This is a genomic window from Pseudomonas sp. Soil_N_39, assembly GCF_057655955.1.
In genome coordinates this window covers 213,888-236,059 of the sequence record NZ_JBDGLI010000006.1, presented here as the reverse complement: position 1 = coordinate 236,059, position 22,172 = coordinate 213,888, and the positions used below count along the sequence as shown (strand labels likewise).

23 protein-coding genes are annotated in these 22,172 nt (G+C 61.9%); 13 read left to right on the top strand and 10 right to left on the bottom strand.

All coding sequences use genetic code 11. The annotated features are described in order from the left end of the window. Positions 1-36 precede the first annotated feature (36 nt). Positions 37-594: a cysteine hydrolase family protein gene (locus AC3A5O_RS11870; protein ID WP_122565386.1), complete on the top strand. Its 558-nt coding sequence runs from the start codon at positions 37-39 to the stop codon at positions 592-594. A gap of 292 nt (positions 595-886) precedes the next feature. On the opposite strand, the gene AC3A5O_RS11865 is transcribed toward AC3A5O_RS11870, so the two are convergent. From AC3A5O_RS11865 to AC3A5O_RS11850, 4 genes are all read right to left on the bottom strand, one after another. After that, the gene (locus tag AC3A5O_RS11865) at positions 887-1,090 is read right to left on the bottom strand and encodes an SEC-C metal-binding domain-containing protein (protein ID WP_003198420.1); all 204 of its coding nucleotides are present in this window, start codon (positions 1,088-1,090) and stop codon (positions 887-889) included. A gap of 5 nt (positions 1,091-1,095) precedes the next feature. Beyond that, positions 1,096-1,581, bottom strand: coding sequence for an LEA/WHy family protein (locus tag AC3A5O_RS11860; protein WP_122565385.1), 486 nt, complete (start codon positions 1,579-1,581; stop codon positions 1,096-1,098). Positions 1,582-1,650: 69 nt separating this feature from the next. Further along, positions 1,651-2,139 carry a YchJ family protein gene (locus AC3A5O_RS11855; RefSeq protein WP_205929590.1) on the bottom strand — a complete coding sequence of 163 codons (489 nt, stop codon included), beginning with the start codon at positions 2,137-2,139 and terminating at the stop codon, positions 1,651-1,653. Between the two features lie 2 nt (positions 2,140-2,141). Further along, entirely contained in the window at positions 2,142-2,639 is a 498-nt protein-coding gene (locus tag AC3A5O_RS11850; protein ID WP_122565384.1) for a DUF6231 family protein, read from the bottom strand. A gap of 192 nt (positions 2,640-2,831) precedes the next feature. On the opposite strand from AC3A5O_RS11850, the gene AC3A5O_RS11845 reads away from it, so the two are divergent. The 4 genes from AC3A5O_RS11845 (at position 2,832) to AC3A5O_RS11830 (ending at position 5,512) form a co-directional block, all read left to right on the top strand. Next, positions 2,832-3,527 (top strand): PA1041 family peptidoglycan-binding anchor lipoprotein, encoded by a 696-nt coding sequence (locus tag AC3A5O_RS11845; protein ID WP_122565383.1) that lies wholly within the window; start codon positions 2,832-2,834, stop codon positions 3,525-3,527. A 90-nt stretch (positions 3,528-3,617) separates the two neighbouring features. Beyond that, complete coding sequence (locus AC3A5O_RS11840; protein ID WP_487753210.1) at positions 3,618-4,343, top strand: PA1041 family peptidoglycan-binding anchor lipoprotein; 726 nt, start codon at positions 3,618-3,620, stop codon at positions 4,341-4,343. A gap of 145 nt (positions 4,344-4,488) precedes the next feature. Further along, entirely contained in the window at positions 4,489-4,761 is a 273-nt protein-coding gene (locus AC3A5O_RS11835) for a DUF1145 domain-containing protein (RefSeq protein WP_063322681.1), read from the top strand. Beyond that, on the top strand, positions 4,754-5,512 hold the full coding sequence (locus AC3A5O_RS11830; protein ID WP_122565381.1) for a collagen-like protein: 759 nt from the start codon (positions 4,754-4,756) through the stop codon (positions 5,510-5,512). The genes AC3A5O_RS11835 and AC3A5O_RS11830 overlap by 8 nt, the downstream gene beginning before the upstream one ends. 126 nt (positions 5,513-5,638) lie before the next feature. Here AC3A5O_RS11830 and AC3A5O_RS11825 read toward each other — a convergent pair whose 3' ends face one another. Continuing rightward, positions 5,639-6,103: a DUF2269 family protein gene (locus AC3A5O_RS11825; RefSeq protein WP_122565380.1), complete on the bottom strand. Its 465-nt coding sequence runs from the start codon at positions 6,101-6,103 to the stop codon at positions 5,639-5,641. A 99-nt stretch (positions 6,104-6,202) separates the two neighbouring features. Between AC3A5O_RS11825 and dinG the strand changes: the two genes are divergently transcribed. From dinG to pdxH, 4 genes are all read left to right on the top strand, one after another. Further along, positions 6,203-8,347, top strand: coding sequence for an ATP-dependent DNA helicase DinG (gene dinG, locus AC3A5O_RS11820; RefSeq protein WP_122565379.1), 2,145 nt, complete (start codon positions 6,203-6,205; stop codon positions 8,345-8,347). A gap of 234 nt (positions 8,348-8,581) precedes the next feature. Then, positions 8,582-9,727, top strand: coding sequence for a serine hydrolase domain-containing protein (locus AC3A5O_RS11815; protein WP_305469989.1), 1,146 nt, complete (start codon positions 8,582-8,584; stop codon positions 9,725-9,727). A gap of 117 nt (positions 9,728-9,844) precedes the next feature. After that, positions 9,845-10,981 carry an OmpA family protein gene (locus AC3A5O_RS11810; protein ID WP_487753209.1) on the top strand — a complete coding sequence of 379 codons (1,137 nt, stop codon included), beginning with the start codon at positions 9,845-9,847 and terminating at the stop codon, positions 10,979-10,981. Positions 10,982-11,004: 23 nt separating this feature from the next. After that, positions 11,005-11,652 (top strand): pyridoxamine 5'-phosphate oxidase, encoded by a 648-nt coding sequence (pdxH, locus tag AC3A5O_RS11805; RefSeq protein WP_122565376.1) that lies wholly within the window; start codon positions 11,005-11,007, stop codon positions 11,650-11,652. On the opposite strand, the gene AC3A5O_RS11800 is transcribed toward pdxH, so the two are convergent. Beyond that, a complete protein-coding gene (locus tag AC3A5O_RS11800; RefSeq protein ID WP_122565375.1) occupies positions 11,600-11,881 on the bottom strand; it encodes a hypothetical protein in 282 nt (93 codons plus the stop codon). The genes pdxH and AC3A5O_RS11800 overlap by 53 nt on opposite strands. A 171-nt stretch (positions 11,882-12,052) precedes the next feature. Here AC3A5O_RS11800 and AC3A5O_RS11795 point away from each other — a divergent pair, with 171 nt between their 5' ends. Together AC3A5O_RS11795 and AC3A5O_RS11790 are read left to right on the top strand one after the other, a co-directional pair. Next, on the top strand, positions 12,053-12,517 hold the full coding sequence (locus AC3A5O_RS11795) for an outer membrane lipoprotein (RefSeq protein WP_024776354.1): 465 nt from the start codon (positions 12,053-12,055) through the stop codon (positions 12,515-12,517). A 711-nt stretch (positions 12,518-13,228) separates the two neighbouring features. Next, positions 13,229-14,781, top strand: a protein-coding gene (locus tag AC3A5O_RS11790) for an IS3 family transposase (protein WP_487753208.1) whose coding sequence is annotated in 2 segments (ribosomal slippage) — positions 13,229-13,691 and positions 13,691-14,781 — 1,554 coding nt in all. Because the reading frame shifts where the segments join, the coding sequence is not laid out codon by codon here. Positions 14,782-15,172: 391 nt separating this feature from the next. Here AC3A5O_RS11790 and nhaA read toward each other — a convergent pair. After that, the gene (gene nhaA / locus AC3A5O_RS11785) at positions 15,173-16,360 is read right to left on the bottom strand and encodes a Na+/H+ antiporter NhaA (RefSeq protein ID WP_487753207.1); all 1,188 of its coding nucleotides are present in this window, start codon (positions 16,358-16,360) and stop codon (positions 15,173-15,175) included. Between the two features lie 268 nt (positions 16,361-16,628). On the opposite strand from nhaA, the gene AC3A5O_RS11780 reads away from it, so the two are divergent. After that, positions 16,629-17,723, top strand: coding sequence for a PLP-dependent cysteine synthase family protein (locus AC3A5O_RS11780; protein WP_122566878.1), 1,095 nt, complete (start codon positions 16,629-16,631; stop codon positions 17,721-17,723). A 180-nt stretch (positions 17,724-17,903) separates the two neighbouring features. On the opposite strand, the gene AC3A5O_RS11775 is transcribed toward AC3A5O_RS11780, so the two are convergent. The 3 genes from AC3A5O_RS11775 to AC3A5O_RS11765 form a co-directional block, all read right to left on the bottom strand. Next, positions 17,904-19,517, bottom strand: coding sequence for an NAD(P)/FAD-dependent oxidoreductase (locus AC3A5O_RS11775; RefSeq protein WP_305469992.1), 1,614 nt, complete (start codon positions 19,515-19,517; stop codon positions 17,904-17,906). A gap of 73 nt (positions 19,518-19,590) precedes the next feature. Beyond that, positions 19,591-20,265: a COG3650 family protein gene (locus tag AC3A5O_RS11770; RefSeq protein ID WP_487753217.1), complete on the bottom strand. Its 675-nt coding sequence runs from the start codon at positions 20,263-20,265 to the stop codon at positions 19,591-19,593. A gap of 174 nt (positions 20,266-20,439) precedes the next feature. Then, positions 20,440-21,039, bottom strand: coding sequence for a short chain dehydrogenase (locus tag AC3A5O_RS11765; RefSeq protein ID WP_122566876.1), 600 nt, complete (start codon positions 21,037-21,039; stop codon positions 20,440-20,442). Between the two features lie 104 nt (positions 21,040-21,143). Here AC3A5O_RS11765 and AC3A5O_RS11760 point away from each other — a divergent pair, with 104 nt between their 5' ends. Continuing rightward, positions 21,144-22,073, top strand: coding sequence for a LysR family transcriptional regulator (locus AC3A5O_RS11760; protein ID WP_487753206.1), 930 nt, complete (start codon positions 21,144-21,146; stop codon positions 22,071-22,073). Positions 22,074-22,172 lie beyond the last annotated feature (99 nt).

Here is a 22,172-nt window from a genome sequence, read left to right as displayed (position 1 = left end):
GTGGACCATTCAAAGACCGAGCAAGAGAAGACTGGCATGGAGCTACAGAACGACGCAGCGCTGATCCTCATCGATCAACAAAAAGGCATCCTTCACCCCAGGCTCGGCCCTCGGAACAACCCCGAGGCAGAGCTGCGCATGCTGGAACTGCTGGCTTTCTGGCGACACACGGCGCGACCGGTGATTCACGTCCATCACCTGTCCCGCTCGCCGGACTCGGTGTTCTGGCCGGGGCAGTCGGGGGTGGAGGTCCAGCCACGGTTCGAGCCGATGGCCGGGGAATGGTTGGTGCAAAAACAGGTGCCGGATGCGTTCAGTGGCACCCACCTGGAGCAAGACCTGCGCAAAGCCGGTATCAGGCAACTGGTGATCGTCGGCGTGGCGACGCACAACTCGGTGGAGTCCACGGCGCGTACGGCTGGCAATCTGGGATTCGATACCTGGGTGGCCGAGGACGCCTGCTTTACCTTCGACAAAACCGATTACTTCGGCAACGCCCGTTCGGCAGCCGAGGTGCATGCCATGTCCCTGGGCAACTTGCACGGGGAGTATGCGACGGTGGTTGGTGTGAAGCGGATTCTGCAGGCGGGCTGATACATAAGCAGTGAATGTACCGGCCTCATCGCGAGCAAGCTCGCTCCTACAGTGGATTCTGCGGTGATCATTGGATATCGCCTCACCGCAATTGCCCTGTGGGAGCGAGCTTGCTCGCGAAGAGGGCGAGTCAGGTTAATCACTGCCAACTGGCCCACCGCATTCGCGAGCAAGCCCGCTCCCACAGAAGTCAGTGGTGAGACAAGGCTTGGCGAACGCCGGGAACCCCTGTGGGGAGCGAGCTTGCTCGCGATGACGGTCTAACAGGCGAAAAAGTATTGCGCCCAGCCCCTCAAGCCCCGTGGCACTTCTTGAATTTCTTGCCGTTGCCGCACGGGCAAGGGTCATTGCGGCCGACATCCTTCAGGGCGTTGCGCACCGGTTCCTGGTGGGCGTGGCCGCAGTTCGGGCCGTGGACGTGGCCGTGGTCATGGTCGTGATGATGGTCGTGATCATGGTTGCAATCAGGGCCGTGGACGTGGGGTTGCTGGGTCATCGGGGTTACTCCGCAATAAAATCGGCGGCGATTATCACGCCATTGCGCTCAAGGTGCACGTAGTGAGCGATGAATAATCCGGTTTCCAGCTCACCTTCCAGACGATAGGGGATCTGTTCCCGGGGTTTCTCCAGCAGCTTCACCACTTCCCGCACCTGTGGCCACAGGTTGGTGCGCACCGGCACCTTGAAGTAGGCGCTGTGCTTGGGGCGCACGGTGAACCAGTGTTCATGCTCACCTTCGGTCAGCAGCAGGTCGCCCAGGTGAATGCGGTAAGTCAGGCCACGAACAGTGAGGTCGCTGTCGCCGGGGTTGTCGACGCGAAAGTGCAGCATGAACTTCTGTTCCACCAGCCGGGCCCGCACCACCTCGACCTTGACCAGGTGCACCTGGGGTTCCGGGGCTTCTTCACCTCGCCAGGATGCACAGCCGCCGAGCCCAACGAACAGCAGCAGGCAGGTGATGCGTAGCAAGAATGATGAAGGGGTCATGTCCGTGCCTCTGGTTTATCTCCAGTCTAGCCCTATGGGCCGATGCACGAGCGTCGGACGTTTCCTAAATCAGCGATTGAAGTAACCGGCGCAGCACTTCTTGAACTTGTGCCCGCTGCCGCACGGGCAGCTGTCGTTGCGTCCTGTCTTGACCGGCACGGTCGGGTCGATGAAGTACCAGCGTCCGTCGTTCTGCACGAACGAAGACTGTTCACGGTGGCTATGCTCGCCCTGGCCGTCGTGCCAGCGTGCGGTGAACGTGACGAAGGCGTGTTCCGGTTGACCGCCGAACACTTCGCTGCTTTCCACGTTCAGTCCTAACCAGGTGCTGTTGGCGCTCCATTCGCTGATGGACTGGCGATCGAGGCCTTGCTGCTGGGCGGGCAGGGTGGTGGCGACCAGATAATCCACCAGGCCCAGCACATAGGCGCTATAGCGCGAGCGCATCAAGGCTTCGGCGCAGGGCGCCGGGTGACCGTCGTGGTAGTGGCCGCAGCAGGCCTCCAGTGAGTTGCCACTGCCGCAGGGGCAAATGGGTGAGTGCGAGCTTGTGTTCACGGTTACCACCAATATTTTCCAAAGTTTTCCGGGTTGGCCCAAAAACGTGAGTTGAGCCAGTCGGGGACCTGTTTGTATTCAAGCAGATCGTAGGTGAACAGGGTCAGCACCTGGTCTTCGCGCTGGAATCGCTCACTGGCTTGCAGGGCCAGGGAAAAAAAGTCCGTCTCTTGCCAGCCGCAGGCGTTGAGGTCGGCCAGCACGGCGATGCGGCTGGCGTTGAGATTACGGATGCCGCCCAACAGGTTCAGACCCTCGCGCTTGGGCAAATGCTCCAGGCAATCGAGCGCCAGGGCCAGGTCAAAACGTCGCGCCGCCACGTCCGCCGGCAACGCGCCGGGGCCGGCATGGATCACTTCGGTGTCGGGGTGGGCCTGCTGGAATGCTTCGAGTGCGGGAAAGCCGCTGGCACCGATCAGCAGCAGTGTTTTTGGGGCATAACGGTCAAGCACGGCGGCCAGGGCTTGCTGGGGCGTACGTGAAGAAATGGCAACGGTCATCGAAGTTCCTCAGTCAGAACCGCCACGATAGCCTGCCCGGACAGCATGGCCTAGAGCGGTTTGTCCCTGAATGTGCGCAAACGTCGCAAACGCGGGGCGAAAACCCGCAATTACCCAGGCTGGCGCAGATTCGAAGTCGGGTCTTTACTCCCCTGAATCGGCGACCAGCCGATCCCTCAAGGAGAAAACCCGATGAGCATAGTTCGGACAGCGTTACCCCTGGTTCTGCTAACCAGTGTGTTGACTGGTTGCGCAGGTTTGCAGAAAACCGACTGGCCGACCTGTGCGGCCGTCGGCGGTGCGATCGGCGCGGGATTAGGTGCCATAGAAAGTACTTCCTGGGCTGGCGGCGGCGCGCTGTATGTTGGCGGCATGGCGGCAGCTTATTGCTGGGTCAAGGGCGACGGCGACGAGGATGGCGATGGCGTGCCGGACAGCCGCGACAAGTGCCCGGGCACACCGAAGGGCGTGCAGGTCGATGCCGACGGTTGCCCACCACCCGCCCCGGTGCCGATGGTCGAAGAAGCGGTCGTGGTCAAGGAAGAAACCATCGTGATCCGCGACGTGCACTTTGAGTTCAACAAAGCCACGCTGACCCCGGCCGACAAAGATGTGCTGAGTACGGTCGCCACCCGGCTGAAACAGGAAACGTCCACCGCGCAACTGAGTGTCACTGGCCACACTGACAGCGTCGGCAGCGATGCCTACAACAAAAAACTGTCGCAGAAGCGAGCCGATTCGGTGGTGCAATACCTGGTCCAGAACGGCGTGCCGCGTGCCAGTTTTGTCTCGGTGTCCGGTGCCGGTGAGAGCCAGCCGGTGGCCGATAACAAGACCGCTGACGGCCGTGCGATGAACCGCCGCACGGAAATCAGGATAAACCGCTGAAACCCCTGTCATCCGCGGCTTGTAGAGTTGCGGATGCGGGTCTTTACTCCTGTGTGACCGGTATGGGCCGGTAACACAGGAGCCTTCACCATGAACGTTCTAATCAGGGCCGCCTTACCGGTACTGCTGGCGAGCAGTCTGTTGTCCGGTTGCGCCACTCACAGCGACGGCAGCGCACCCCTCAATCAACGCACCTGGCCAATCTGTAGCCTGATCGGCGGCCTGGTCGGCGGCGGGTTGGGGGCCATTGAAAGCAGCGGTTGGGCCGCCGGTGGCGCCGCATTGGGGCTGCTGGGCGGTGGTTTGATCTGCTACGCCCAGGATGGCGATGAAGACGACGACGGCGTGTTCGACCGCCGCGACCGTTGTCCCGATACTGCGGCCAATACACCGGTCGAGCATCACGGTTGCCCAGTGCCGCAATACCCGGCCAGTGCGCCGCCGGTCGAACCGCAAGCACCGGCCAGCGAGGTCATCACCCTCAACGACGCGGGCAAGGTGCTGTTCGATTTCGACAAATCCGACCTCACCGCAGAGGCTCGAAGCCAGCTCGATGGGCTGATGGGCAAGCTCAGCCATGCCAATGTCGCCAGTATCCGGGTGGTGGGCCACACCGACAGTGTCGGCACGGATGCCTATAACCAGGGGCTGTCCGAACGTCGGGCCAGCAGCGTCGTGGAGTATTTGCTGACCCAGGGCCTGGCCCCCGACAAACTCACCAGCGAAGGCAAGGGCGAAAGCGAGCCGGTGGCCGACAATGAGACCGACGAAGGGCGGGCGCAGAACCGTCGGGTTGAATTGCATATCCAGCGCTGAGGCGCGGCCCAGGGCTGCCGGGTCGTCGGGAGGGCGATCCGGTGGCCGAGGCTCGGGTTAGATTAAATTTGCCGGGCCCTCTGGCTTATCCGGCGCGCAAGCCGTTACTGTGCGCGCAAAGAATAATGCTTGATCAGGGGGGCGTATGAAGGTGTTTTGGGGGCTGGGGCGCTTGTTGACCCTGCTGTTCTGGCTGGTGGTGCTGGTCAATCTGGTCGTGCCGTTCGTCCATCCGCTGCATCTGCTGGTCAATGTCGCCGGCGCGTTTTTGCTGGTGCTCCATCTGCTGGAGCTGCTGTTGTTCAGGGCCAGTTTCCGTGGCCGCCCCGCGCCTGGACGTGATCGCCTCAGAGTGCTGCTGTTTGGCATCTTCCACCTGCAAACCCTCCCGACCGCGCCAGAGGCTTCCCATGCGTAAATTGTGTCTGCTTGCCGCACTCGTATGTCCGTGGGCTTCGGCCCAGGTGCTCCAGGTCGAAGGCCATTCGTTGATGCGCCTGCCCAACACCACCAGCACCCTGACCTTGGAACGCCTGGACGTGGCCGATTACGGCACGCTGCTGGTGCCTTCCAATGTCACTGAACTGACCATCGACCAATTGCATCTGGGGCGTGAGGCGCGGATCGCCATCGTGCCGGCGCAGCAGGTACTGGAAATGAAAGTGGCCCAGGCTGAATTGGCCGAGGGCAGCCAGATCACTTCACGTGGCGCACCGGGGACCTACACCAAGGCCGCGCGGCCGGGACGCGATCTCAACCTGCGTTTCAAGGTGTTGAACGCGCCGTTGTTGTCGGTGGATGCTCGCGGCGGCACCGGTGCACCGGGTTACGTTGGCCTTGACGGTGCCAATGGCCAGGCGCCGGGTTGCACCTGGGGTTCGGCCGGTCGCGGGGCCGACGGCAGCAATGGCAGCGATGGCCAGCCGGGAGCCGCTGGAGCGCAGGTGCGCCTGGAACTGCCCCTGGCTTACCCGGCCGAGCAGATCAAGGTGGCGGTGGACGGCGGTGCCGGTGGCGCGGCGGGGCACGGTGGCAAACCCGGGGCGGGAGGCAAGGCCAAGGGCTGCCTGGTCTATACCGCGGATGGCGGCAAAAGCGGCCGTCCTGGCGCTGATGGCCAGCCAGGGCCTGCCGGAGCGGCGGGGACGGTGACGGTGCAGCGGTTCTGAAGAAAATCTAATCCCGACCTGTGGGAGCGAGCTTGCTCGCGATGGCGTTGTGTCAGCCGATCAAGTATTGCCTGACGTGCCGCCATCGCGAGCAAGCTCGTTCCCACAGGGTTCGGTGCGCTATTTTCAGAACATCGGTCGCGCCGCGCCAATCGCCACCACCAGCAACCCGATCAACAGATTGATCCCCACCAACCGCCGGATCTTCCCTAGCACTGCCGCCCCCGCCGGCCAGTCCTGCGCCGTCACGGCGTTACGCAACGCCGGCAGTTGCAAGCTCTGGATGCGGATAAACAGCGCCGTCATCACCACATACAACCCCATCATCACCTGCACATAACGCGGCGCGGTTTCGAAACCGGCGAAGCGCAGATGGATCAGGCCTACGCCGCTGATCGGCAAAAGTACGACCGCGACCCAGACCCAGACAAAAAAACGCTGAAACACTTCTACCCATAGCTTGAGCCGGGCAGGGCCCTCAAGCGCCGTCATTGCGGCGGGGCGCAGGATCATCCAGGCGAAGAACATGCCGCCGACCCAGACCAGGGCCGCCAGTAAATGCAGGGTGTAGACAAGGGCAAAGGGTGTCATTGGGTTACTCCGTTCTGCGCAGGATTCATTAGCGGGGTATGATAGCCGCCGATCCGAACCACTGAAAATTTATCCAGCGTTTTTAGCGCCCGACCATTCATGATCAGCACCGAACTCAAAACCACGATCCAGGGCGCCTATTCGCGTTTTCTCGAAGCCAAGAGCCTCAAGCCGCGATATGGCCAGCGCCTGATGATTGCCGAAGTGGCAAAAGTCCTGGGTGACATCGACACCGACGACGAAGGTCGGCGCAGCGGCGAGCCTGCCGTCGTGGCGGTGGAGGCCGGCACCGGTACCGGCAAGACCGTGGCCTACAGCCTGGCGGCGATTCCCACCGCCAAGGCCGCCGGCAAGCGCCTGGTGATCGCCACGGCCACCGTCGCCCTGCAGGAGCAGATCGTCTACAAGGACCTGCCCGACCTGATGCGCAACAGCGGGTTGAGCTTCACGTTCGCACTGGCCAAAGGCCGCGGGCGCTACATGTGCCTGTCCAAGCTCGACATGTTGCTCCAGGAAGGCCATGCCCAGACCGCCACGGCCCAGTTGTTCGAAGAAGAAGGCTTCAAGATCGAGGTGGATGAAGCCAGCCAGAAGCTGTTCACCAGCATGATCGAGAAGCTGGCCGGCAATAAATGGGACGGCGACCGCGACAGTTGGTCCACCGCCCTGGAAGACGCCGACTGGTCCCGCCTGACCACCGACCATAGCCAGTGCACCAACCGCCACTGCCCGAACTTCGGCCAATGCGCCTTCTACAAGGCCCGCGAAGGCATGGGCAAGGTCGACGTCATCGTCACCAACCACGACATGGTCCTGGCCGACCTGGCCCTGGGCGGCGGAGCGGTGCTGCCGGATCCGCGCGACACGATCTACGTGTTCGACGAAGGCCATCACCTGCCAGACAAGGCCATCGGCCATTTCGCCCATTACACCCGGCTGCGTTCCACCGCCGATTGGCTGGAAACCACCGCCAAGAACCTCACCAAACTGCTGGCCCAGCATCCGTTGCCGGGTGACCTGGGCAAGTTCATCGAGCAAGTGCCGGAGCTGGCGCGGGAAATCAAGACGAACCAGCAGTTCATGTTCACCGCGTGCGAGCAAGTGGCCGATTTCAAGCCCGGCGAAGACGTCGAGGGGCGCGAGCGGCCACGCCACCGGTTTGTCGGAGGGGTGATCCCCGAGCACATGCGCGAAATGGGCATCGAGCTCAAGAAAGGTTTCGCGCGCCTGACCGACCTGTTCACGCGTCTGACCGATCTGCTCAAGGAAGGCATGGATGGCGAGGTCAACATCGGTATTGCCAGCAACCAGGCCGAGGAGTGGTACCCGCTGTTCGGCAGCCTGTTGTCCCGCTCCCAGGGCAACTGGGAGCTGTGGACGGCCTTCACCGCCGAAGACCCGGAAGACAACCCGCCGATGGCGCGCTGGCTGACCCTGGCCGAAAGCGGTTCGCTGTTCGACATCGAGGTCAATGCCAGCCCGATCCTGGCGGCGGAAATGCTGCGTCGCAACCTGTGGAACGTGGCCTACGGCGCGTTGGTGACGTCCGCCACGCTGACCGCCCTGGGCACGTTCGACCGCTTCCGCATGCGCGCCGGCCTTCCGAAGAAAGCCGTGACTGCAGTGGTCCCGAGCCCTTTCCATCACGCTGACGCCGGTGTGCTGCGGGTGCCCGACCTCAAGGCCGACCCACGGGATGCCCCTGCCCACACCGCGGCGATCATCCGCGACCTGCCGGAACTGGTGGAAGGCTCCCGGGGTACCCTGGTGCTGTTTTCCTCGCGCAAGCAGATGCAGGACGTGTTCGATGGCCTCGATCGTGACTGGCGCAAGCAGGTGTTCATCCAGGGCAACCTGTCGAAGCAGGAAACCCTGAACAAGCACAAGGCCCGGGTCGATGGTGGGGATTCCAGCGTGCTGTTCGGCCTGGCGAGCTTCGCCGAAGGCGTGGACTTGCCCGGCGCCTATTGCGAGCACGTGGTAATCGCCAAGATCCCCTTCTCGGTCCCCGACGACCCGGTGGAGGCGGCGCTGGCCGAGTGGATCGAAGCCCGCGGTGGCAACCCGTTCATGGAAATCTCCGTGCCGGACGCTTCGCTGAAGCTGGTCCAGGCGTGTGGCCGCTTGCTGCGTACCGAAGAGGACCGCGGCACCATCACCTTGCTCGACCGTAGGTTGGTGACCCAGCGCTACGGCAAGGCGATCCTCAATGCATTGCCGCCGTTTCGGCGGGAGATTTCCTGAGGCTGCTGCGATTTTGTAGCGAAGAAATGTAATTGTGGGAGCAAGGCTTGCCCGCGATGAAGGTACCTTGGTTTCAGAGAGACCACACAGGCCTCATCGCGGGCAAGCCTTGCTCCCACAGTTTCTCTTGCACAGGGACATGCTTAGCCAGCCGTCTTGCGGCGGTTCCCAAAACCCTGAATGGCTGAAACAATGCCAGTCACCTTAAAAGTGTTTGTTTCAAGGGAGTTACGGGTGCAAATTCAAGGCCATTACGAACTTCAGTTCGAGGCGGTGCGTGAAGCGTTCGCGGCGCTGTTCGATGATCCCCAGGAGCGCGGCGCGGCGTTGTGCATTCAGGTGGGCGGCCGCACGGTGATCGACCTGTGGGCCGGTACCGCCGACAAGGATGGCCATGAAGCCTGGCACAGCGACACCATCGCCAATCTGTTTTCCTGCACCAAAACGTTCACCGCGGTCACGGCCCTGCAACTGGTGGCCGAAGGCAAGTTGCAGCTGGACGCTCCGGTAGCCCGCTATTGGCCAGAGTTTGCCGCGGCCGGCAAGCAATCCATCACCCTGCGCCAACTGCTCTGCCACCAGGCTGGGTTGCCAGCGCTACATGAATTGCTGCCGCCCGAAGCGCTTTATGACTGGCAAGCCATGGTCGATGCCCTGGCTGCCGAAACACCTTGGTGGACACCGGGCGAGGGCCACGGTTATGCCGCGATCACTTACGGCTGGCTGGTGGGTGAGTTATTGCGCCGGGCCGATGGGCGTGGCCCGGGGGAGTCCATCGTGGCTCGCATCGCCAAGCCGTTGGGCTTGGATTTCCACGTCGGTCTGGCCGACGAGGAGTTTCATCGCGTGGCCCATATCGCCCGCGGCAAAGGCAACGCCGGCGATGCGGCGGCCCAGCGCCTGCTGCAGGTGACGATGCGCGAGCCCACGGCCATGACCACCCGGGCCTTTACCAATCCACCGTCGATCATGACCAGCACCAACAAACCGGAATGGCGACGCATGCAGCAACCGGCGGCCAATGGCCACGGCAATGCCCGTAGCCTGGCCGGGTTCTATGGGGGGCTGCTGGACGGCAGCCTGCTGGAAGGTGAAATGCTCGACGAACTGACTCGCCAGCACAGCTTTGGCGAGGATAAGACATTGCTGACCCAGACCCGTTTCGGCCTGGGTTGCATGCTCGACCAACCGGATGTAGCGAACGCGACCTACGGCCTTGGCCCGCGGGCGTTCGGTCATCCGGGGGCCGGGGGCTCCATCGGGTTTGCCGATCCCGAACATGATGTCGCGTTCGGCTTCGTGACCAACACGCTCGGGCCTTACGTCTTGATGGACCCGCGCGCGCAGAATCTTGCGCGGGTGCTTGCCACTTGTCTATAAAGCGCCATTGAAGGCGGCGGGCACCGGAACCTCGTGTCCTTTTCAGTTTCAAAGCGTCTGTTTATGCGGCCAAAACATGGCCTTGTTTTTTCATTTAGATCATTTTGTGGATATCCAATGTCATCGAATAAAACTCTCGCTCTGGCGCTGTGCTTCGCTATCACCGGTTGCGCACAAACCCCACAAAATGATGCCGAGGGCAGCAGCGGCTGGTGGCCGTTCGGTTCTTCCGACAAGGTCGCGGCCAAGGAAACGGCGCCAGCGGCGCCCCTGAAACCAGCTGCCGTCGCCCCGCAAGCCAAGGCCGAGGGCGCCAGCCACTGGTGGTGGCCGTTCTCTTCCGAGGAAACCGCCGCGGACGCCGCCAGAAAAGTCGAAGCAAAGGCAGAAGCGCAAGCCAAGCCTGAGGCCAAGGCGCCGGCAGCGGTTGCCAAGGCCGAAGCCGAAAGCAACGGCAAGTGGTGGTGGCCGTTCGGTGGCAAGGATCAGGAAACCGCCAAGGCGGTGCCGATGCCCGATCCTAAAGTCACCCAAGCTTGGCTCGACGACTACGAGCCGAAGCTGCGCACCGCCATCAAGGACAGCAAGCTCGAACTCGAGCGCCGCGATAACGTGCTAGTGGTTACCGCGCCCGTGGACGGCTCTTTCAACCCGGACCGTCCGGCCATGCTGCTGCCTGTGACCCTCGGCCCGTTCACCCGTGTGGCGAAGATCCTTGAAACCGACCCGAAGACTGCCGTGCTGATCCTCGGCCACGCCGATACTTCGGGCGCTGCACCGGCCAACCTCAAGCTCAGCCAGGAGCGTGCCCAGTCCGTGGCGGCGATTTTTCGCCTCAGCGGCCTGCAACGCGATCGCCTGATGCTGCGCGGCATGGGCGCAGTGGCGCCACGTGCGGCCAACGACAGCGTTGAGGGCCGCGCCTTGAACCGTCGTGTGGAATTGCTGGTCACGCCGGCCAACACCATGGTTGCGCTGCTGAGCAAATACAACATGCCGGCCCCGGCCCCAGTGACGATGGTTGCAGCCCAGGATGCGAAGCCTGTTGCCCCGGCGCCTGCGCCTGCGGCTAAAAAAGCAGTGGCCTCGACCACCAAAGCCTCGGCCAAGAAAGCACCGGCCAAAAAAGCCGCGGCCAAGGCGCCTGCAAAGAAGGCCCCGGCCAAGCCCGCTACCCCAGCGAAGAAACCCCAACCGGCCAAAGCCGCCACCGATACCAAGAAAGTCGCGGCCACCGATACCTCGAAGCAGTGATGGGCTAACACAAGGAACGCGCCATGACCCAACCGCTGGCTGATATGCGCCGCGACTACACCCGCGACGGCTTGACCGAGGCGCAAGCCCCGGCCGAGCCTTTTGCACTGTTCCACCAATGGTTTGCCGACGCGGTGAAAACCGAGCAGGCCCCGGTGGAGGCCAACGCCATGACCTTGGCGACGGTGGACGCAGAAGGGCGCCCGCATTGTCGGATCCTGCTGCTCAAGGGCCTGGATGCCCTGGGATTCACGTTCTTCACCAACTACGACAGTGCCAAGGGCCAGCAACTGACCGCGAATCCGTTCGCGGCCATGACGTTTTTCTGGCCGGCCCTGGAACGCCAGGTGCGCATCGAAGGCAAAGTGGTCAAGGTCACCGCGCAAGAGTCAGACGCCTATTACCAGGTTCGCCCGCTGGGCAGCCGCCTCGGCGCCTGGGCGTCACCCCAGAGCCGGGTGATTTCAGGGCGTGCGGAGCTGGACGATTTGCTCAAGGCCACCGAACAACGCTTCAGCGACAGCCAACCCCACTGCCCTGAGCATTGGGGTGGTTATCGTTTGCTGCCCGAGCGCATCGAGTTCTGGCAAGGCCGTCCCAGTCGCCTGCATGACCGCCTCAATTACCGCCTGCAAGGGGCGGGCTGGGTTCGCGAGCGCCTGGCGCCTTAGGGGGATAACCTGCCGCAGCGGTTTGCAGCCATTGCGGCAGGTCCCGACGCTTGATGCCTTGCTCCCGGGCGCGGGCCAATTGTTGCAGCATGTAGGTCTTTTTCTGCTCATCCTGCCCCGCCAGCGACAACGCCAGGTCGCGGTCGATCCAGCGTCTGATCCGCACGTACAGCCACCCGTGGAAGTACAGGCCGGCCACGGTGGTGACGACGATGATGAAATAATCCATGAAAAAATCCCTGGGTTGATGACGCAGGTTTCGTAAATTGGCGCTACTGTTTGGTGAATTTTTCCGGTGCGCCTGTATCCCACCTGAATGAAAACAATTTTATCCCGGCGAGGCCGTGACAGGCGTCAAGCTGCGGAGTTTAATGAATCCCTGTCTTTTGGAGTTGATGCTATGCGTAAGTCTGTTTTGCTGGTTGCTTCCTTTTCCACGATGGCGATGTTGCTTACTGGCTGTCAGTCGAGCCTGACCGGTGACTCCTACTCCCGTGACGAAGCGCGTCGCGTGCAGACGATTCGCATGGGGACTATCGAATCCCTGCGTCCGGTCAAGATCGAAGGCACCAAGACCCCTATCGGCGGTGCGGCGGGTGCTGTGGTCGGTGGTGTCGGCGGCAGTGCCATCGGTGGTGGCCGTGGCAGCATCGTCGCTGCCGTGATCGGCGCTGTGGCGGGTGGCCTGATTGGTTCCGCTACCGAAGAAGGCCTGACCCGTACCCAGGGTGTGGAAATCACTGTGCGTGAAGATGACGGCAGCATGCGTGCCTATGTGCAGCAGGTTCAGGAAAACGAGGTGTTCCGTGTGGGTGAGCGGGTTCGTATTTCCACTGTGGGTGGTACGAGTCGCGTTTCGCACTAAGCTGGAATCGCTTTGAGAAAACGGCGCTTTTTCCTGGACGGGAAGGCGCCGTTTTTTGTGGCTTCGTTTCGGGGGGGGCGGGGTGTATATCCATTTCTTCGGTAACGGCTACTGGCGGTTCCGCTCTTACAGCGGGTCACTTTTGGAAGAGCGCCAAAAGTAACCAAAAACGCTTTGCCCCACCACTCGGTGCCTCGCTTAGGCTCGGCATGCCTGAACGAAGGCATTGCTCCGTGGGCCGCCGCGAAGGGCCATCCATGGCCCAGCGCGGCTAACCCGGCATCCATGCCGGGTTACCCACTGCGCAATGCCTTCGTTCAGCCAGCGTGGTTAACGGGGCGCCCGAGATCAACGTCCACCGCGAGGCGGCCTGATAGCCGACCTGGCTCTTGGTTGGGACCGCGTTCCTCCTGTGGGAGCGGGCTTGCTCGCGAAGGCGGAGGGTCAGTTTGCGGTGATGTTGGATGTGCCGACGGCATCGCGAGCAAGCTCGCTCCCATAGGGGATCTTGGGTGTTCATGAGTCTTGTGTTCACCACAGACCCACTGTGGGAGCGAGCTTGCTCGCGATAGCGGTGGCTCAACCACATAGGGCCGGCATGTGCCCCGCTCTTGCTCTTGCTCTTGCTCTTGCTCTTGCTCCCCAGGTGTCAGGGTAGTTGTCGTGTCCCCGTTTTTTGAAAAGCATTCCGGGGGCGGCAAGAGTATGGTCATGCCTTTCTACTCAGTTGAACGCAAAGCCGCACTGCTAAAAATGATGCTTCCACCACTGAGTCTCTCGGCTGCGGAGGTCGCTCGCCGCGAGGGTTGCAGCGATATGTCTCTCCATTATTGGCGCAAGCAAGCTGCTGCCAGAGGAACACAATTGTCCGACGCCAAGCAACCGGCCGAAAATTGGTCAGCCGAATCCAAGCTGGCGATCATCATAGAAACAGGTTCGCTATCGGAACTGGAAATCGGTGAGTACTGCCGACGAAAAGGTATTTTCCCAGAGCAGATAACCGATTGGCGCAACGCTTTTATTGCCAGCAGCACGAAGCAATCAACCACGAAAACCGCGACTTCCGGCCAGTCACGGGACGATAAAAATCGTATCCGTGAACTTGAGCGCGAGTTGCGCCGCAAGGATGCAGCACTGGCTGAAACAGCGGCTTTGCTGGTGCTACGAAAAAAGCTCAATGCCTACTGGGGGAGCGACGACGAGGACAACTGACCTTGTTGCCAGAACGGTATTTACTCGTTGGTTGGCTCAATGAAGCCATCCTGGCGGGCGCCCGCAGGGCGCCTGCTTGTCAGGAGGTAGGCATTTCACTGAGGACGCTGCAACGCTGGAGCTTGCCGGAAGAAATCTTGGCAGATGGACGCACGACGACGCTCAGGCCGATGCCGAGCAACGCGCTCAGTGAGCTTGAACGACAAGGCATCGTGACGCTGTGCAACAGCAAAGCCTATGCGCATCTCCCACCGTGCCAGATCGTGCCGCACTTGGCCGACGAGGGACGATATGTGGCTTCGGAGGCGACCTTTTATCGTGTGCTACATGCGGCAGGTCAGCAGCATCATCGATCCCGAGCCAAGCGGCCACATCGCCATGAGGCACCGACCACTTACGCAGCAACCTCAGCCAATCAGGTGTGGTCGTGGGACATCACCTACCTGCCGTCCCCGGTTCGTGGGAAGTTTTACTACCTCTATCTGATCGAAGATATCTACAGTCGAAAGGCTGTAGGCTGGGAAGTTTATGAAGCAGAGAGCGGTGAAAAGGCCGCAGTGTTGCTGCAACGAAGCGTGACTCAGGAAAAGTGCTGGCGCCAGCCGCTGGTGCTTCACTCGGACAACGGTGCGCCGATGAAATCGGTGACGTTACTGACCAAGATGTACGACCTGGGCGTCACGCCGTCTCGCGGTAGACCACGGGTCAGCAACGATAACCCGTACTCGGAATCGCTGTTCAGGACGCTGAAATACTGTCCGCAGTGGCCGCAGGATGGATTTACCAGCCTGGATGATGCGCGTATCTGGGTGAGGGACTTTATGACCTGGTACAACACTGTGCACCGTCATAGCCGGATCCGCTTCGTGACACCGGCTCAACGTCACGAAGGGAAAGACCGGGAAATCTTGGCTCGCCGAGATGCGATATACAGACAGGCCAGAGAGAAAAGACCGGAACGATGGTCAGGCGAGACACGCAACTGGAGCCCTATCGGGACGGTGTATCTGAACCCTGAAAGGGAGCTGACCGTGGTGATAAAAGTCGCGTAGCACGACGGTGGACGCGACAACTACCTTGAAAAACGCCGTGCTCTTGCTCTTGCTCTTGCTCTTGCTCTTGCTCTTGCTCTTGCTCTTGCTTTGGCTCTTGATCTTGATCTGGACGCCCCGTTAAACCACGATGGCCGAACGCAGGCATTGCGCAGTGGGCATCCCGGCATGGATGCCGGGATAGCCGCGCTGGGCCATGGATGGCCCTTCGCGGCGGGCCCACGGAGCAATGCCGGAGTGAGGGCACACCGAGCCTAGGCGAGGTGCCGAGTGGTGGGGCAGAAGCGCTTTGGTTACTTTCGCGCTTTTCGAAAGTGACCCGCCGTCAGGGCGGAACCCTAAGTAGCCGTTACCGCAGCAATGGATATACACCCCGTGGGGCAGCCAGGAATCAGCCCGGCAATGCAGGCTGCTTACGACTGGCCGCCGCCGTCACCGCATAACCCAGCACCGCCGCCAGGATCGACCCGGTGAGAATCCCCATCCGGTCCATGCCCGCATAGTCACTGACACCCGGCTCAAACGCGAGGGAGCCAACGAACAGGCTCATGGTGAAACCAATACCGCACAGGATTGCCACGCCCAGTACCTGGCCCCAATTGGCCCCGGCGGGCAGGCTGGCGATGCCGATTTTCACGGCCAGCCAGGTCAGGCCGAAGACGCCGACGGTCTTGCCCAGCAACAGGCCGATGGCGATGCCCATTGGCACGTGATGGGTGAAACTCTCGACGGTAACGCCGCTCAGGGACAGCCCGGCGTTGGCGAAGGCGAACAGCGGCAGGATGCCATAGGCCACCCAGGGGTGCAGGGCATGTTCCAAGGTGAGCAGCGGCGAAGTCTCGGCGTTTTTCGTGCGCAGCGGGATGCAGAACGCCAGGGTCACCCCGGCCAACGTGGCATGGACACCGCTCTTGAGCACGCAGACCCAGAGGATCAGGCCCACGACCATGTAGGGGCCGAGCTTGACCACACCCATCCGGTTCATCGCCACCAGCGCGGCAATGCAGGCGGCCGCCAGCATGAGCGACAAGGTCGACAGGGCGCCGGAATAGAAGATGGCGATGATGATAATGGCGCCCAGGTCGTCGATGATCGCCAGGGTCATCAGGAACAGTTTGAGCGATACCGGCACCCGCTTGCCGAGCAAGGCCAGCACGCCGAGGGCGAACGCGATGTCGGTGGCCGTTGGAATCGCCCAGCCCGCGAGGGCGGCCGGATTGTCGCGGTTGAGGAACCAATAGATCAGGGCCGGTACCACCATGCCGCCAATCGCCGCCGCGCCCGGCAGGACGATTTGCGAAGGATTCGACAGCTGCCCATCAAGAATCTCGCGTTTGACTTCGAGGCCGATGAGCAGGAAGAACAGCGCCATCAGACCATCGTTGATCCACAGCAGCGCCGGCTTGGCAATCTTCAGTGCTCCGACCTGAGCCACCACGGGCGTGTCCAGGAAGTCTGTATAGAGCCAGGACAGTGGTGAGTTATTCAGCATCAGGGCCAGCACGGCAGCGGCGATCAAGAGCAGGCCACCGGCGGCTTCCAACTGAAGGAAACGTGTCAAAGTGCTACGAATTGGCAAGGTAGCTCTCCATTATCAGAATCAAAAAGATGGCACACCCTAACCCGTACTGTTAGTTGTTAAAACAAAAGTTATATTCTTTTTTGTTATATGACGTTACAAGGCCTGCGCCACGCAATCGGCAGTTACGGGCCATATTGGACCTTAGCTGTATCTGTGCGTGATGTCGGTTTTTTCCTAAGCTGGCGTCTGGTTTTTCCGAACGTCAGCCGTGCCTGCACGACCGCGTGATCTCCCCACGCCGAACCGATCCAGTGAGAAATACACCATGAACGACCACCGCCAGTGGGCCCGTGAAGCGATCCGCATCATCGAGGCAGACTTCCAGCGCAGCGCCGATACCCACCTGATTCCGCTGCCGCTGCCTGGCCTGCCGGGCATCGAGCTGTATTTCAAGGATGAGTCCAGCCATCCCACTGGCAGCCTCAAGCATCGGTTGGCCCGTTCGCTGTTTCTCTACGCGTTGTGTAACGGCTGGCTCAAGCCCGGTGCGCCGGTGATCGAGGCCTCCAGCGGCTCGACGGCGATTTCCGAGGCTTACTTCGCCAGGTTGTTGGGCTTGCCGTTCATTGCGGTGATGCCGGCGACGACGTCCAGGGAAAAAATCGCACAGATTGCCTTCTATGGCGGCCAGAGCCACCTGGTGGATGATCCTACGCAGATCTACGCCGAATCCGAACGCCTGGCCCGTGAGCATGACGGACATTTCATCGACCAGTTCACCTATGCCGAGCGCGCCACGGACTGGCGAGCCAATAACAACATTGCCGAATCGATCTTCCAGCAGATGCGCTTCGAGCAGCATCCGGAGCCCACCTGGCTGATTTCCAGCCCCGGCACCGGCGGCACCACGGCCACCCTGGGACGCTATGTCCGTTATCGCCAGCACGGCACCCGCGTGCTGTGTGCCGACGCCGAGCGTTCGGTGTTCTTCGACTACTACCGCAGTGGCGACGCCAGCCTGCGCCTGGATTGCGGTTCGCGCATCGAGGGTATCGGCCGGCCGCGAGTCGAAGCGTCGTTCCTGCCGAAAGTCATCGATGCGATGGTCAAGGTGCCGGACGCCTTGTCGCTGGCGGCCATGCATTACCTGGCCCAGCGCTTGGGACGGCGGGTCGGCGGGTCCAGCGGCACCAACCTGATCGGCGCACTCATGGCGGCCCGGCAGATGGCAGATGCGGGGGAGTCGGGGTCGATCGTGGCGATTTTGTGTGACGGTGGCGAGCGCTACGCCACGACCTATTACGACCCGGCCTGGCTCAAGGCCCAAGGCTATGAGTTGAGCGGGTTGATGGACATCGTGGCGGCAAGCGTGGAGCGCGGGGAGGCACTGCCGGAGAGTGTGTTGCGGGCGAACATCTGAATCTTGAAAACCCCGGGATCCCTTGTGGGAGCGAGCTTGCTCGCGATAGCGGTGGATCAGTCAACATCTGTGTTGAATGCCAGGCCGCCATCGCGAGCAAGCTCGCTCCCACAGGGTCATGCTGTTACTTGGGCCTGGGTTGGCTTGAATGAACAGCATTGGCGCTCCAAGAGCCCTCTGTCAGGCCTCGAGGCCGAGGATATCCCGCGCCACCGCTTCGGCGATCCGGATCCCGTCCACGCCCGCCGAGAGGATCCCGCCCGCGTAACCGGCGCCTTCACCCGCCGGGAACAGGCCCTTGACGTTCAGGCTCTGCAGCGATTCGTTGCGGGTAATGCGCAGGGGCGATGAGGTGCGGGTTTCGATGCCGGTCAGCACGGCGTCGTGCAGCGAGTAGCCGCGGATCTGTTTCTCGAACGCCGGCAAGGCTTCGCGGATGGCTTCGATGGCGAAGTCCGGCAAGGCCAGGGCCAGGTCCCCCAAGGACACCCCAGGCTTGTAGGAAGGTTCGACGCTGCCCAGTGCCGTAGACGGCTTGCCAGCGATGAAATCGCCCACCAGTTGCGCTGGGGCCTCGTAGTTGCTGCCGCCGAGCACGAAGGCGTGGGATTCCAGGCGTTCCTGCAACTCGATCCCGGCCAGCGGGCCACCCGGATAATCCACTTCCGGGGTGATGCCGACGACGATGCCGGAGTTGGCGTTGCGCTCGTTGCGCGAATACTGGCTCATGCCGTTGGTCACGACGCGGTTCGGCTCGGACGTCGCCGCCACCACGGTGCCACCCGGGCACATGCAGAAGCTGTACACCGAGCGGCCATTCTTGGCGTGGTGCACCAGTTTGTAGTCGGCGGCGCCGAGCTTCGGATGGCCGGCGTACTTGCCCAAGCGCGCGCTGTCGATCAGTGATTGCGGGTGTTCGATGCGGAAACCCACCGAGAACGGCTTGGCTTCCATGTACACGCCACGGCTGTGGAGCATGCGGAACGTGTCCCGGGCGCTGTGGCCGAGGGCCAGGATCACGTGTTTCGAATGGATGCGTTCACCGCTGGCCAGTTCGACGCCGACCAGTTGGCCGTCCTCGATCAGCACATCGGTAACCCGCTGCTGGAAGCGTACTTCGCCGCCCAGGGCACGAATCTGCTCACGCATGGTTTCCACCACGCCGGTCAGGCGGAACGTGCCGATGTGCGGCTTGCTGACGTAGAGAATTTCTTCCGGCGCCCCGGCCTTGACGAATTCGTGCAGGACCTTGCGGCCAAGGAATTTCGGATCCTTGATCTGGCTGTAGAGCTTGCCGTCGGAAAACGTCCCGGCGCCGCCTTCACCGAACTGCACATTGGACTCGGGGTTGAGCACGCTTTTGCGCCACAGGCCCCAGGTGTCCTTGGTGCGTTGGCGCACTTCCGGGCCACGTTCGAGGATGATCGGCTTGAAACCCATCTGTGCCAGCAACAGGGCGGCGAAGATCCCGCACGGACCGAAACCGACCACGATCGGCCGCTCGCTCAGGTTGGCCGGTGCCTGGCCCACCACTTTGTAGCTGACATCCGGCGCTTCGTTGACGTTACGGTCATCGGCGAACTGGCGCAGCAGGCTGGCTTCATCGCGCACCGTCAGGTCGATGGTGTAGATGAAGCACAGCTCGGAGGATTTCTTGCGCGCGTCGTAACTGCGCTTGAACAGGGTGAAGTCGAGCAGGTCATCGCTGGCGATGCCCAGGCGCTGTACGATGGCAGGGCGCAGGTCTTCTTCGGGGTGGTCGATCGGCAGCTTGAGTTCGGTGATTCGTAACATGGCGGGGTCCGGTTCGCGGGATGCACAACTGCACCAGGGCGTGAACCGGCGATTATAAGCCAAAAGCTGTGAATCAGTCGTCGCGTGCGCCACCGAAGTAGGCGCAGCCGCGTTGGACCTGGCCGTTGACCCGCAACTCGGCGCTCATGTGTTGCACGCTGCCAGTGACGCTGTCGACACAACGCGCAGGAGTGACCCAGAGCTCGACTTTCTGGCCGTTGGCCTCGGTGCCGAGGTTGAAGCGGCCATCGCCCAATTGCTCCTCGACGTAAGGCACCGCCAGCGGCGGCTGGCCTTCGCGGTCCAGCACCAGACCCTTGCCACTGGCCTTGAGCGTCCATTCAGGGCTGTGTCCCGCGGCGCGCAGGATCACCCGTTTGAAGTCAACGTCTTCACACGCCGTTCCCGCGCGCTCCAGGCGATACAGCTGTTCAACGTCCAACTGACTGTCGGCGCCGGCCGCTGCGCTGGAAACGATACGGCCGCGCACATCGGCAAAGAGCTTGCCCCGCTCATCGGCCAGGCTGGCGGCCTGTTGCAGCACGCTGGTACCACCGCTGTCGTTGACGACGTAGCGGCGTTGTTCCTGGCACGGCTGGAACACCAGCTTGCCATCGGCCGCTGTGAGCTCGCCCTGCATGCGCGTCTGGCCGGCGTGGGAGACGCTCTGACGTGGGGCGTCGAGCAATTGGCAGCCGGTGAACAGCGGCAGGAGGGCGATAAACAGCAGGGAGCGGGCGGCACGCATCATTGGGTCTCCAGACAAGTGCCGCCACGTTACTCAGACTGATCTCACACCACAACCCGTAGGAGCTGTCGAGTGCAACGAGGCTGCGATCTTGCCCCGGACAATTGAGTCGCGAGCGAAAGATCAAAATCAAAAGATCGCAGCCTGCGGCAGTTCCTACGGGTAGAGCATCGCTTAGCCTACGTGAAAGGTCTGACCGGTTTGCAGGCCTTCTACGCTCTTGGCGTAGGCCAATGCCACATCCACTGCGGGAACGGGTTTGAAACCGCGGAAATAAGGCGCGTATTTGTCCATGGCTTCCAGCAACACGTTCGGGCTCACCGAGTTGACCCGCAGGCCCCGTGGCAACTCGATTGCCGCGGCGCGCACGAAGCTGTCCAGGGCACCGTTGACCAGGGCCGCCGACGCACCGCTCTTGATCGGATCGTGGCTGAGCACGCCGGTGGTGAAGGTGAAGGACGCACCGTCGTTGGCGAATTCGCGGCCGATCAGCAGCAGGTTGACCTGGCCCATCAGCTTGTCTTTCAAGCCCAGGGCGAAGCTGTCTTCGGTCATGTCGGCCAGGGGCGCGAAGGTGACGTTGCCGGCGGCGCAGACCAGGGCGTCAAAACGGCCAGTCTTCTCGAACAGAGCGCGAATCGAGGCGCTGTCGCTGATATCCACCTGCAACTCACCGCTGTGGCGGCCAATCCGCACGATTTCGTGGCGGGGCGACAGTTCGCTATCAATGGCCGAACCGATGGTGCCGTTGGCGCCGATCAACAGGATTTTCATGAGCTGTTCCTTAATGGGTTGAACGAGTTTTCAGTCTAGAGATGTTTTTCCCGCTGATAATCATGCTAATAGGCAACCTTTGGTTTTCATTTGGAAACAATCCAATGAGCGAAATGGATGACCTGGCGGCGTTTGCCGTGTTGATGGAGGCTGGTAGTTTCACCTTGGCGGCCCAGCAATTGGGGTGCAGCAAGGGCCAGTTGTCCAAGCGCATCAGCCTGTTGGAGAGTCGGTTTTCGGTGCTGTTGCTACAACGCACCACGCGGCGCTTGAGCCTCACGGCGGCCGGGGCGGCGTTGTTGCCCCAGGCCCAGGCGCTGTTGGTGCAGGTGGAAAGGGCGCGTCAGGCATTGGCGCGGTTGAAGGATGACATTTCCGGGCCGGTGTGTATGACGGTTCCGGTTTCGTTGGGCGAAACCTTCTTCGAGGGCTTGTTGATGGAGTTCGCTCGTACGTATCCCAATGTGCAGATCGAGCTGGAGCTCAACAACGGTTACCGTGACCTGACCCGCGATGGCTTCGACCTGGCGATCCGTTCCGACGCCGCCATCGATGAGCGGCTGGTGGCTCGGCCACTATTGGCGTGGCACGAAATGACCTGCGCCAGCCCGGCCTACCTCGAACGCTATGGCGAACCTGAGACGCCCCAGGCCCTGGCCGAACACCGTTGCCTGCTCAACAGCCACTACAGTGGCCGGGAAGAATGGCTTTACCACCAGCAACATGAATTGCTGCGGGTCCGAGTGTCGGGGCCGTTCGCCAGCAATCACTACAGCTTGCTGAAAAAAGCCGCCCTGGCCGGTGCCGGAATCGCCCGGCTGCCGTCGTACCTGTTGCATGAAGAACTGGCCGACGGACGCCTGCATTGGCTGCTGCGCGACTACCAGACCCGGCGCATGCCGATGTACCTGGTGCACCCGTACCAGGGCGGCCTGCCCAAGCGCACCCAGGTGCTGGCCGACTACTTGATCGACTGGTTCAAGCGCAGCGGCGAGGCGCTGGATCGGCTCGCTCCCACAGGGGGCCTGCGCTGAACACAAGACTCATGAACACCCAAGATCCCTGTGGGAGCGAGCTTGCTCGCGAAGGCGGTGGCACATTCGGCATTTTTGCAGGCTGATGCACCGCTATCG